8 protein-coding genes are annotated in these 12510 nt (G+C 42.6%); 7 read left to right on the plus strand and 1 reads right to left on the minus strand.

All coding sequences use genetic code 11. The features are described 5' to 3' along the window. Positions 1 to 20 precede the first annotated feature (20 nt). From AAW12_RS03185 to dctA, 5 genes are all read left to right on the plus strand, one after another. Entirely contained in the window at positions 21 to 1976 is a 1956-nt protein-coding gene (locus tag AAW12_RS03185) for a gamma-glutamyltransferase family protein (protein WP_084823063.1), read from the plus strand. A gap of 87 nt (positions 1977 to 2063) precedes the next feature. After that, a complete protein-coding gene (locus tag AAW12_RS03190; RefSeq protein WP_046672163.1) occupies positions 2064 to 2666 on the plus strand; it encodes a 2'-5' RNA ligase family protein in 603 nt (200 codons plus the stop codon). Between the two features lie 84 nt (positions 2667 to 2750). Next, a complete protein-coding gene (locus tag AAW12_RS03195; RefSeq protein WP_046672164.1) occupies positions 2751 to 4628 on the plus strand; it encodes an Nramp family divalent metal transporter in 1878 nt (625 codons plus the stop codon). Between the two features lie 120 nt (positions 4629 to 4748). Continuing rightward, positions 4749 to 6659 (plus strand): class II glutamine amidotransferase, encoded by a 1911-nt coding sequence (locus tag AAW12_RS03200; RefSeq protein ID WP_046672165.1) that lies wholly within the window; start codon positions 4749 to 4751, stop codon positions 6657 to 6659. A gap of 132 nt (positions 6660 to 6791) precedes the next feature. Continuing rightward, entirely contained in the window at positions 6792 to 8054 is a 1263-nt protein-coding gene (gene dctA, locus AAW12_RS03205) for a C4-dicarboxylate transporter DctA (RefSeq protein WP_046672166.1), read from the plus strand. A 205-nt stretch (positions 8055 to 8259) separates the two neighbouring features. Here the strand turns inward: dctA and lon are convergent, their stop codons facing one another. Continuing rightward, positions 8260 to 10737, minus strand: a complete 2478-nt coding sequence (gene lon, locus AAW12_RS03210) for an endopeptidase La (protein ID WP_046672167.1) — start codon at positions 10735 to 10737, stop codon at positions 8260 to 8262. Positions 10738 to 11080: 343 nt separating this feature from the next. Between lon and AAW12_RS03215 the strand changes: the two genes are divergently transcribed. Both AAW12_RS03215 and AAW12_RS03220 read left to right on the plus strand, forming a co-directional pair. Further along, positions 11081 to 11743 carry a tetratricopeptide repeat protein gene (locus AAW12_RS03215; protein ID WP_046672168.1) on the plus strand — a complete coding sequence of 221 codons (663 nt, stop codon included), beginning with the start codon at positions 11081 to 11083 and terminating at the stop codon, positions 11741 to 11743. 189 nt (positions 11744 to 11932) lie between these two features. After that, complete coding sequence (locus AAW12_RS03220; protein WP_046672169.1) at positions 11933 to 12487, plus strand: ferritin; 555 nt, start codon at positions 11933 to 11935, stop codon at positions 12485 to 12487. The last annotated feature ends 23 nt before the right edge of the window (positions 12488 to 12510 follow it).

Here is a 12510-nt window from a genome sequence, read left to right on the forward strand (position 1 = left end):
CTTAACGAAAGATTGCTGCTATGAAAAGAAGATGCTCCTCGCTACTGATCACACTGTTTGGATTGCTTACTACCTGTACGCCCATGCTGAGTTCCGCTCAGCGTACACAGAAACCACCTTTACATGGAAAACATTGGATGGCTATTACGGGCAAACCCTTGGCGGCAACAGCGGGTGCCCAACTATTCCAACAAGGCGGAAATGCGGTGGACGCTGCCTGTGCCATGCTCGCAGCAACCTGTACGATGTGGGATGTTTTGAGTTGGGGCGGAGAGACGCAGGCCTTAATTTATCATCCGAAATTAAAGAAGGTTATTGCCATAAATGCCTTAGGGGTAGCACCCAGTGGAGCGACAGTCGATTTTTTTAGGTCAAAGGGCTATGAATTTCCACCTGAATATGGCCCCCTTGCTGCGGTTACTCCGGGTACGCCCGGCGGATTGTGCTATATGTTGGCTCATTATGGAACGAAAAGTCTTGCAGAGGTATTGGCTCCTGCTCTTGAAATGGCTGCGGGTTATCCCATTGATGCACAAACAGCAACGAGTATAGAGCGGGGTAAAGACCGCATTAAAGAATGGCCCTACAGTAAAAAGGTGTTTTTAGTACATGATGGTAAATCCTGGGAAGCTCCCGAGGCGGGAGAGATTTTTGTACAGCAGGATCTGCATAAGACCCTGTCCAAATTGGTAGAAGCGGAAAAGAAGGCCCTAGCAGCGGGAAAAGACAGGAAAGCCGCAATCATGGCTGCCTACGACCGGTTTTATACCGGCGATATTGCAGATGAATTTGTCCGTGGCAGTAAGGAGCAAGGTGGCTTGATCACGAAAGCAGACTTGGCCAATTGGAAACCTATTGAGGAGGAACCATTGCACGTCAATTATAAGGGCGTTGACGTGTATAAATTACAAGAATGGACACAGGGGCCAGCCATGCTACAGAGCCTGCAAATGTTAAAAAACTTTGACCTAAAGGCCATGGGTTATAATTCTGCTTCTTATATTCATACACTCTATCAGGTTATGAACTTAGCCTTTGCCGATCGGGATTTTTATTATGGTGATCCCTACGGTAAACCGAAGACACCTATTCAAGGCCTATTACATGAGTCTTATGCGAAGGCGAGAGCTGCAACAATTGACCTTAAGCGAAATAACCCGAATGTACTTCCCGGAGATCCTTATCCCTATGAAGGGAAACAGAATCCTTATCTTCCGTTACTGGAGCAGCGTAAGCAGGAATTTACACCACATGCGGAGCTGAAAAATGATTTTGTCCCTAAACATGACGCACGCTCAAGTTCGTCGCTAACGGAATTGCCAAAAACAGCTCTTTTGGCCTCTTTAGCGGTGGATAGTGCTTATGTTGACCGTTTATTACGGGGCACCACAAGTGTTGAAGCGGCGGATGAAGAAGGTTGGGTTGTTTCGATCACACCGAGTGGAGGTTGGCTTCCTGCCTGTATTGCCGGGAATACTGGGGTGGGCATGAGTCAGCGCCTACAGAGTTTTGTCTTAGATTCGTTGATTAACCCGTTCAATGTGGTCGAGCCGGGCAAAAGACCGCGTGTAACGCTCACCCCTTCGATGGCTTTGAAAAACGGAAAACCTTACCTTTCTTTTGCCGTGCAGGGCGGAGATACTCAGGATCAGAATTTGCTGCAATTTTTCTTGAATATGGTCGAGTTTGGTATGACGCCACAACAAGCCAGCGAGGCGGCCAATATCAACAGTAATCAGCTTTGGCTATCGCTGGGAGGAACAAAGACCGATGATCGAAAACCGCGCTCAGGTAGCCTGCTATTGGACAAAAATACCGCTCCAGCAATTATTGAACAATTGAAGAAAATGGGGTATAGCATTCAGCTCGGCGATCGTACCAGTGGACCTATCAATGCGATTTATTTCGATCAGCAGCACCGTACACTTTGGGGCGGCAGTAGCAATAATGGGGAGGATTATGGCATCGGGTGGTAGAGTGTCATTAGCGTGCTGCTAGGCATTGGTTTTGTTATCTCCGTGGTATTTGTTATCTTACCTACTGATCTGAAACTGATTTTTGTTATGGAGGGCAGTGTTAATAAATATTCGTTTGTTTTTCAACCTGATGAAGCGGGTATTATTTTGGTAGACGGGTTGAAGCGGCGATTACGTGCATCGCTAGCCGAAGTATTCCCTGACAAAAACAAGGGCTGGTACCGGAGTTGTAATTCGAAGGCCCATGTGACCATATGCGCTTTAGAAGCGGACGAGCATAGGCTCGCCTCGGCCATTAATGTTTTGCAGGAGGCCTTGCGCTACGAACGCAGTCAGTATGTTTATTTTGATCATTTCTCCTCATTTACGGGTGGTGCTTTCTATATTGCACCGACGGTGCATGCGCGCAGTTACCTAAAGGACCGGGCGCGGAAGGTTGTTCAGACGCTAGCCGGGTTTGACTTGATTGAAATTAGTGACGAACCGCATATTTCGATTGGTCGGCAGTTGGAACCTGAGCGACTTGAGATCGCAAAAGAACGATTGCGGTCGGTCGATCTGAGCTTTATGTGTAAGGGGGTTCATGTACGGCAGTTTAAACCCGACCTAGGGCAGTACGAGGTCATCGATTTTATCCAATTTGGCAACCAATCAAAGGAAAATTCTGGCCAGTTGGTATTTAAATTCTAATTATATCGCGGTTTAATTGCCTAATAATGTAAAGCTTTTTATCTTTAAGGCTGACAATAGACGATATTGCACTTATAGTATTTTATGCATTACGACGAATCTCATCATAAATCCCTGTCTGATATCCATGAAAGTGTCGATGTCAATCAAGGGAAATCCAAATTTAAGAAGATACTAAGTTTCTTTGGGCCAGCCTACCTCATTAGCGTAGGATATATGGATCCGGGCAACTGGGCTACCGATCTCGCTGGAGGAAGCCAATTTGGCTATACCTTGATTTGGGTATTGTTGATGAGTAATATCATGGCGCTGGTGTTACAGAATCTATGTGCCCGTCTAGGTATTGTACGGGGGAAAGACCTTGCGCAGTGTAACAGAGAGACTTATCCCAAGCGGATGAATTTTGTGCTCTATGTCCTTGCTGAAATTGCAATTGCAGCCTGTGATCTGGCGGAGGTTTTGGGAATGGCAATCGGTCTTAACCTACTTTTTGGAATCGATTTGCTTTGGGGAGTCATGATCAGTTTTGCAGACACCTTCTTACTGCTCTATCTGCAGAAACTCGGGATGCGAAAAATGGAACTCTTTATCATTGGGCTGATCGCGCTTATTGGTATGTGTTTCATGGTAGAAATGTTTTTGGCGAAACCTGATTTTGCAGAGGTTGCCACTGGTTTTATACCGAGTATACCGAATAGCGCTGCATTATATATTGCCATAGGAATCATCGGTGCAACCGTCATGCCGCATAACCTGTATCTGCATTCGGCCCTGGTGCAAACGCGGAAAATTGACCGGAATGAGGTTTCTATCCGAAAATCGCTCAAGTACAACTTCTGGGATAGTGCTATCGCCTTAAACCTGGCATTTTTGGTGAACGCCGCGATTTTGATTCTTGCGGCATCTGTTTTTCATAAGAACGGTATGCATGACGTGGCCGAACTTGAAGATGCTTACCACCTATTGGGCAACCTTCTAGGGACGGAATGGGCTTCAAAATTGTTTGCTGTTGCCTTGATTCTTGCCGGACAGAGCTCAACGGTGACGGGGACCCTAGCTGGACAGATTGTGATGGAGGGATACCTTCGCTTGCGGATTAGTCCGACATTACGACGAATCATAACCCGCCTGTTGGCTATTATCCCGGCTGTATTGGTGATACTCATTTCGGGTGAAGGTCGTGTTGGTCAGCTGCTGATCTTTAGTCAGGTGATCTTGAGTATGCAGCTCGCTTTTGCCGTCATCCCGTTGATCCATTTTGTGAGCGATAAAGTCAAGATGGGTGACTTTGCTATTAAGCCACTCACAAAAGTAGTGGCCTGGTTGATAGCGACCATTATTGCAGTGTTGAATCTTAAGCTGGTCTACGATGAAGTTGTTGGCTGGATTGGCGAAGCCAATAATATTGTAGTAACCGTAATGTTGGTTGTGGGAGCGATGGGCTTATTCGCCTTGCTTGTCATGACGGTATTATATCCCATTTTACTCAAATCGAAACCAACGGAGTTGGAGGTTCACCCACCATTTGAGGCATTGCATTTTGAAGATAAAGGCTCTTTTAAGAAAGTTGTGATTGCGTTGGATTTTTCGAATTCTGATCAGAAAGTGATCCAATATGCACTACAGCTTTCACATAAGGATACTACTTTTGTGGTTGTACATATTGTTGAAAGTGCATCGGTAAAATATACCGGAGATTCGACGGACGATTTTGAATCGCGTCAGGATTTGGAACGACTGAAATTGTATGCAGACTTTCTCTTGTCGAAAGGACATCAGACGGAATATGAATTAGGTTACAATAACCGGATCAAGTGCATTGCTGAAATTTGTGAAAACTATAAAGCCGATCTGTTAGTTGTAGGCAGTCATGGACATAATGGGCTGAAGGATTTTGTTTTTGGTGAGACAGTTAACAAGCTGCGGCATGCAGTGAAAGTACCTGTTTTTATTGCTCAATAGGTTCTCAGTGACTATCTCAAAGAGTCTCTGTCTATTCACTGTAATTTTATTGCGGAAAAAGTGAGCGGGGCGATCGCTAAGTGCTAAATAATTCTTATTTTTGCGACATCAAATCAAGATATGAGCGACGCTATTAAACACGAGTGCGGAATCGCACTAATTCGCCTGTTAAAACCCTTATCTTATTATCAGGAAAAATATGGTACGCCATTTTATGGCATCAACAAATTGTACCTATTAATGGAAAAACAGCACAACCGTGGACAAGACGGTGCTGGAATTGCAACCATTAAATTTGATGTTAAACCTGGAAATCGTTACATTTCGCGTTACAGAGCGATGGGCTCAACTGCTGTGGCAGACATATTCGAATATGTACAGAAAAAATTTGCTTCTGTTCAGAAGGCATTTCCAGAGGAGTCAAAAGATACGCAATGGTTAAAAGATAATGTAAGTTTTACGGGAGAAGTACTTTTAGGACATTTGCGCTATGGTACGCATGGAAAGAACAGTATCGAAAGCTGTCACCCATTTTTAAGACAAAACAATTGGATGTCTCGTAATTTGGTGGTAGCGGGTAACTTCAACATGACCAATGTGGACGAATTGTTGCAACAATTATATGAGTTGGGACAACATCCAAAAGAAAAAGCGGATACCGTTACCGTTTTGGAAAAAATTGGTCATTTCTTGGATGATGAGAACCAGGATCTTTTCGATCAGTTCAAAAAAGAAGGTCATTCTAATATTGAGATCAGCTCGCTGATTGCAAAAAATATTGATGTTGCCAAAATATTGAAGCGTTCGGCCAAAACTTGGGATGGTGGTTACACTATTGCGGGTATCTTTGGTCATGGTGATGCTTTTGTGATGCGCGACCCGGCTGGTATTCGTCCGGCGTTTTATTATCAGGATGAGGAGATCTTGGTGGTCGCATCAGAAAGACCTGTCATCCAAACGGCATTCAATATTCCTATTGGTGCTGTGAAGGAAATTAAACCAGGCCATGCCCTGATTGCCAAAAAAGATGGTACGGTTTCCCAAGAGATGTTTAGACAGCCCGTAGAACAACGTTCTTGCTCTTTCGAACGAATTTACTTCTCACGTGGATCAGATGCTGATATCTATCAAGAACGTAAAGAATTAGGACGATTACTGGTACCTCAGGTATTGGAGTCTGTCAAAAACAACATCAAAAACACCGTATTCTCCTTTATTCCAAATACAGCTGAAGTATCTTACTATGGCCTAATGGATGGTATCAATGCGTACGTTCGGGATTTTCAAAAAGAGACGCTATTAAATCGTTCAGAAAAGATTTCTGATGAGGAGTTAGATGAAATCTTGAGTATCAAACCTCGTTTTGAAAAACTCAACGTAAAGGATGCTAAACTGCGTACCTTCATTACACAAGATGCGGACCGTACCGATATGGTACAACACGTATACGATACAACTTACGGTATTGTAAAAGATCATGAAGATACCATCGTTGCCATTGATGATTCGATCGTTAGGGGAACAACGTTGAAACAAAGTATCTTGACGATCCTGGATCGTTTGAATCCGAAAAAAATTGTGATTGTTTCTTCTGCCCCGCAGATTCGTTACCCAGATTGTTACGGTATTGATATGTCACGTATGGGTGAGTTTGTCGCATTCGAAGCGGCAATTAATCTCCTAAAACAACGTGGTATGGCACATATTATCGATGAAGTTTATCAAAAATGCGTGTTGTCAATGACCCAAGATGTTAATGAGATCGAGAATTATGTTAAAGCGATCTACGCACCGTTTACGGATGAAGAAATCTCAGAAGAAATTGCTCGTATTGTAAGACCTCACCACCTAAAAGCAGAGCTTGAAGTAGTTTACCAAACATTGGCTAATTTACACAAAGCTTGTCCGGATCATAAAGGTGATTGGTACTTCTCGGGTGATTATCCTACACCTGGAGGAAACAAGGTCGTCAACAAAGCGTATATGAACTGGATTGAGGGAAAAAATGTGAGAGCATATTTTAGTAATTAAGTTCAAAAAATATCATAGGAAGGGATGCATTTATGCATCCCTTTTTTTTATATTCGTAGGAATAATTTTGACGTCCTAAATTGAACAGCCAATTAAACGCAAAGGGAATTACTGTCCGTAAATATCGCTATCATGAAAAATATTTTTAAAAGCCTCTATTTTCAGGTTGTGTTGGGTATACTTGTGGGGATCCTCTGCGGAATCTATTATCCGGATTTTGCGGTTAAGTTAAAACCCTTGGGTGACGCTTTTATTAAACTGATCAAGATGGTTATTGCACCTTTGATTTTCAGTTCCATCGTGATCGGTATAGCTGGGATGCAGGATACGAAAAAAGTGGGAAAAATTGGTTTAACTTCTATTATCTATTTCGAGATTATGACCACGATCGCCTTGATTATCGGTCTGGTCTTTGTAAATTTAATACAGCCAGGTACCGGGATGAATGCCGATCCGGCCAGTCTTGATGTATCTTCGGTATCCCATTACATCTCAGAATCCAAGGAACCACATAGTTTTATGGACTTTATCATAGGGATTATTCCGGGCAATGTGATTGCCGCAGTAGCTTCGGACAATATGTTGCAGGTACTCGTTTTCGCGGTGTTGTTTGGGATAGGGATGACAAAAATCGGGCAGAAAGCTTCTGAGCCTGTCCTCCATGTATTACAGTCGTTTCTCAAGGTTCTTTTCTCTATTATCAAAATGATCATGTACCTGGCGCCCATCGGGGCAATGGGGGCAATGGGTTTTACGATCGGTAAGTTCGGGATCCAGGCCCTATCCAAACTCGGTATGTTGATGTTGAGCTTCTACCTGACCTGTTTTATTTTCGTGATCATCGTGATCGGAGCTGTATTGCATTTTTATCTCAAGGTCAATGTTTTTAAGTTTTTAAAATACATCAAGGAAGAAATTCTGATTGTATTGGGGACTTCCTCTTCAGAGTCTGCATTGCCGGGTATCATGCAGAAGATGGAAGATGCGGGCTGTGCTAAACCTGTTGTGGGTCTAGTTATTCCAACGGGGTATTCTTTCAATCTGGATGGAACAAGTATCTATCTGACCATGGCAGCGGTTTTTATATCGCAGGCCCTCAACATGCATCTCAGTTTGGAACAGGAAATTACCTTATTACTGGTGTTGCTATTGACGTCCAAAGGTGCCGCGGGTGTCACAGGAAGCGGTTTTGTTACCCTTGCCGCTACCTTGCCTGTGGTTGGTCATGTACCGGTGGAATCTGTCGCATTGATCTTTGGTGTGGATCGTTTTATGAGTGAAGCAAGGGCGATAACCAATTTGATCGGAAATTCAGCGGCAACGCTGGTCATTTCAAAATATGAAAATAGTTTGGACGAGGATCTTTTGCATGAAAAGCTGGGATCTAAACGATGATATCCACACTTAAAGGCGAATGATAAGAGAAGCTTACTTCAACTCAAAGAAGGTGTCCGGAAAGTCAGCTCAGACCGTTTAAGAATAGCTGATCAGATGAGGGGGTGCGTACCATCTGTAATGGGAATGCCTATAAATGTATAATAAAGGGGCTATCCCGAAAAAATGGATAGCCCCTTGTTGTTCAACACCTTTGGAGTATCTGTTAATTCTCCTTTTTTGTGTCTTCGATATTTTGCGTGAGGTCAATGGCGCCACTTACTTTTTCTTCCAGTAATGCGAGTTTGATGACCTGAGACATTTCAGTCACATAATGGAAGTCCATGTCTTTGATGTAATCTTCCTTGATCTCCAGGATATCTTTCTCGTTCGACTTACAAAGGATAATATCTTTAATGTTCGCGCGTTTTGCAGCAAGAATTTTCTCCTTAATACCGCCAACAGGCAATACCTTTCCACGCAACGTAATTTCACCTGTCATGGCTAGTTTCTCCTTCACTTTACGTTGGGTAAACAGCGATGTCAGTGCGGTGAGCATCGTTATACCAGCGGAAGGACCGTCTTTTGGAATGGCGCCTGCAGGAACGTGAACATGGATATCCCAATGGTCGAAAACACGATAGTTAATGCCGAAATCCGAAGCGTGGGCTTTCAGGTAGGCTAGTGCAATCGACGCAGATTCTTTCATGACATCACCCAAATTACCGGTCAGGCTCAAACCTCCTTTTCCTGGGCTCAGTGAAGATTCTATAAATAAGATATCACCACCTACGGAAGTCCAGGCCAAGCCCGTTACGACACCGGCAACATTGTTATTTTCGTAGATGTCCTTATCAAATATTGGAGCACCTAGGATATCGAGTAGATCTTGTTCGTTGATACTCGGACTGTAGTCTTTTTCCATGACAATACGTGTTGCAATACCACGTACGACGGAACCGATCTTTTTTTCTAATCCGCGGACGCCAGATTCACGTGTGTAATCCTCGATAATCTGTTCGATAATCTTCGCTTTTAACGAGACATCTTTGGATGCCATGCCATGCATTTCGCGTTGTTTTGGCAAAAGGTGTTTTTTCGCGATTTCGATTTTTTCCTCGATGGTATAGCCATTCACTTCGATAATTTCCATCCGATCCAAGAGCGCAGGTTGAATAGAACTCAAAGAATTGGCTGTCGCAATAAACATCACTTTGGAAAGGTCGAACTCCATTTCCACGTAATGATCATAGAAGTGCGTATTTTGTTCCGGATCTAACACCTCCAATAAGGCTGAAGAAGGATCTCCTTTAAAATCTGCACTCATTTTATCGATTTCGTCCAGAATAAAAACCGGATTTGCTGCCCCCGCTTTTTTCAAGGACTGAATGATACGGCCCGGCATTGCGCCGATATAGGTTTTGCGGTGTCCTCTGATTTCTGCTTCATCGCGTACACCACCCAAAGCCATACGGGTATATTTGCGTCCTAAAGCTTTGGCAATGGATCTTCCCAAGGAGGTTTTACCCACTCCCGGAGGGCCTACCAAACAAAGAATAGGTGCTTTCATATCATTTTTTAATTTCAATACCGCAAGGTATTCAATGATACGTTTTTTTACTTTCTCGAGTCCGTAGTGATCTTTATCGAGCACTTTTTGTGCTTTGTTTAGATCAAAATTGTCTTTTGTTGTTTCATTCCAAGGTAGATCTAGCAAAAGCTCCAGGTAATTGAGCTGTACCGAATAATCTGCAGCAGCAGGATTGATCCGCGATAGCTTTTCGAGTTCCTTTGTGAAATGTTTTTCTACATCAACATTCCATTTCTTTTTCTTACCCCGTTTTTTAAGCTCTTCCAGTTCAAGATCAGGGGTATTGCCACCAAGTTCTTCCTGAATAGTTTTAAGCTGTTGGTTCAGGAAATAGTCACGTTGTTGCTTGTCAAGGTCGACACGTACTTTATTCTGAATCTGGTGCTTTAATTCCAGCATCTGGATTTCAGTGGTCAACAGCTCCAGTAAAAGTTTGGCCCGGTTCTCCACTTTGGGTATCTGAAGCAGTTCTTGCTTTCTGATCATTTCGACATTGATATTTGACGAAATGAAGTTGATCAGAAACGAGGGGCTTTCAATATTTTTGATGGCTATACCAGCTTCACTCGGCAAGTTTGGCGACAGTTGAATAATCTGCAGCGCCATTTCTTTTAAGGTAGAAATTGTCGCCTTAAAGTGCTTGGTCATCTTCGGTTTCGCTTCGTTGAATTTCTCCACACGTGCCTTTAAATAAGGTTCGGTTTCGACAATTTCCAACAAGTTGAACCGCTGTTTTCCCTGGATGATGACGGTGGTATTGCCATCAGGCATTTGGAGTACCTTAATGATATGAGCTACAGTGCCCACTTTATTTAGTTCTTCAAATCCTGGGTCCTCTACAGTCATATCCTTCTGAGAAACAACACCAATAGTTTTGCTGCCTTTATAGGCTTCTTTGACTAATTTGATGGATTTATCTCGACCTACGGTAATCGGAATGACAACACCGGGAAATAATACGGTATTACGTAAAGGCAAAATAGACAATGCTTCTGGAATTTCAGCATTCGCCATATTATCTTCATCCTCTTGTGTAAGTAAAGGGAAGAATTCGGTATCCTCTGCAACGATTGGAATTGCTTGACTGAAATCAAAAGTTTCGAATTTGCTCATAGTATTTATTTTGTGTATTTGGCAGTCGCTGACATGTTGACGGCTGACTTTCAAATTTTAAGCTTCTAGTATTGTTTCCCCTGTATTGCAAGGGGAGTGCCAATTGCTAAAAGTGAGCAAAATTACAAATCTATTTTCTAGAATAGGAAAAAAAGGCAGGTTAAATAAAATTTATCTGCCATTTGTTGGAGAAATAGGCATAATAATTGTAATATTGGAATGTGAAAGGGCACCGATGGCAGTTCTTGCGTTTAAAGAAATCAATCGGCGGTTTTTTTCAATAATGTAGAAACGATCACAAGTGATCATTAACGAGTGAATATAAAAACGTAACTATTTAGATATGAATTTAAAATCATTTAAATTGGGTTTGTTTACTGGGGTTTTTGCCTTAGTTGCTTTTAGCGCGAATGCACAACAACAACAACAAAAACAGGCTGAGCATAGCAACGCTAATGTGAGAATGGGGCAGAAAGCTCTTTTGGATGGTGATTTCAAGAATGCAGAATCATACTTGACAAAGGCCCTACCTCAGGAAGGGAAAGATCCGGATGTATTATACATGTTGGGGTATTCTCAATTTCAAAATGGTGACTATAAAAAATCAGCGGAGACTTTTGGGAAAGTAGTTGCATTGAACGGTAAAAATGCAAATGCTTTATACTTCAAAGCGAAAGCAACAAACAACCTTGCTACTCAATCCACAAACAAAACATCTGTTGCCAACAAAGAACAGTTATTGAAAGTTGCTATTGAGGATTATTCAAAAGCAATTGCCATTACGCCGACTGATTCCAAATTCTATCAAAATAGAGCGATTGCGAATCGTGATTTAGGTATCTTGATCGGAACAGCGGGTACGCCGAATTACAATAAGGCAATGGCAACTGACGCTTATAACAATGCAATCAAGGATTATGAAAAAGTGTTGAGCTTTGATGCATCGAAGAAAGATATCCAAACTGAAATCAAAAAAGCAAAAGTATATAGAGATAACTTGAAATAGTATCACTATAAAAAGAATAGAAAAGGGAATGCCAGCTGGTTTTCCCTTTTTTTGTGCCTGTTATAAATCTGTATGTTAGCAATGAGCTGCTTTTCATTTTTAAGGCGGTAATTTCAGCAGTCTTTGTTTGTAAATTTCAAACGAAATATGTGCTGATGCTGTTCTATTTCTAAATCAAATAAGTTAGATATGGAAACGAATCGATTGTCAAACGAAATGCAGCAAATTTTAATCAATCAGATGACAAAGGAAGCTGAGGCAGCACAGATTTATTTGGCGTTGGGGGTGTGGGCAGATGATCAGGGGTATGGTGGTATCGCCAATTTTCTGTATAGACATGCCCAGGAAGAGCGAAACCACATGACGAAGATTATGGGGTATATTTTGGAAAGAGGTGGCCGCCCGAGAATACAAGCTATCGCAGAACCGCCAGCAGACCCGCAATCATTGACCGAATGCTTTAATCGCGTTTTTAAACACGAAGTAGATAATACGGAAGCGATCTATAACATTGTCAATTTGGCGTTGGCGGAAAAGGACTGGGCGACATGGAACTTTGCGCAGTGGTTTGTTAAGGAGCAGATCGAGGAAGAGAAGTTAGCATTGGAATTGATTGATAAATTGAAAATCGCCGGTGGTGACCGCGCATCAGATGAATCCTTGTTCGCGTTGGATTCCTCGTTGGAAGCGATGCCCGACGAAGTGGCTTTGGCAAGGGAAGCAACGGCAGATGATCCCAAATAATTGTAAAATAGAAGAAGGCAGGA

The sequence above is a fragment of the Sphingobacterium sp. Ag1 genome, assembly GCF_000988325.1.
Classification (GTDB): domain Bacteria; phylum Bacteroidota; class Bacteroidia; order Sphingobacteriales; family Sphingobacteriaceae; genus Sphingobacterium.

Excerpts from the sequence above, each read along its gene's own strand:
- AAW12_RS03185 (WP_084823063.1), top strand. The coding sequence starts at position 21 with ATGAAAAGAAGATGCTCCTCGCTACTGATCACACTGTTTGGATTGCTT.
- AAW12_RS03190 (WP_046672163.1), top strand. The coding sequence starts at position 2,064 with ATGGAGGGCAGTGTTAATAAATATTCGTTTGTTTTTCAACCTGATGAA.
- AAW12_RS03195 (WP_046672164.1), top strand. The coding sequence starts at position 2,751 with ATGCATTACGACGAATCTCATCATAAATCCCTGTCTGATATCCATGAA.
- AAW12_RS03200 (WP_046672165.1), top strand. The coding sequence starts at position 4,749 with ATGAGCGACGCTATTAAACACGAGTGCGGAATCGCACTAATTCGCCTG.
- dctA (WP_046672166.1), top strand. The coding sequence starts at position 6,792 with ATGAAAAATATTTTTAAAAGCCTCTATTTTCAGGTTGTGTTGGGTATA.
- lon (WP_046672167.1), bottom strand. The coding sequence starts at position 10,737 with ATGAGCAAATTCGAAACTTTTGATTTCAGTCAAGCAATTCCAATCGTT.
- AAW12_RS03215 (WP_046672168.1), top strand. The coding sequence starts at position 11,081 with ATGAATTTAAAATCATTTAAATTGGGTTTGTTTACTGGGGTTTTTGCC.
- AAW12_RS03220 (WP_046672169.1), top strand. The coding sequence starts at position 11,933 with ATGGAAACGAATCGATTGTCAAACGAAATGCAGCAAATTTTAATCAAT.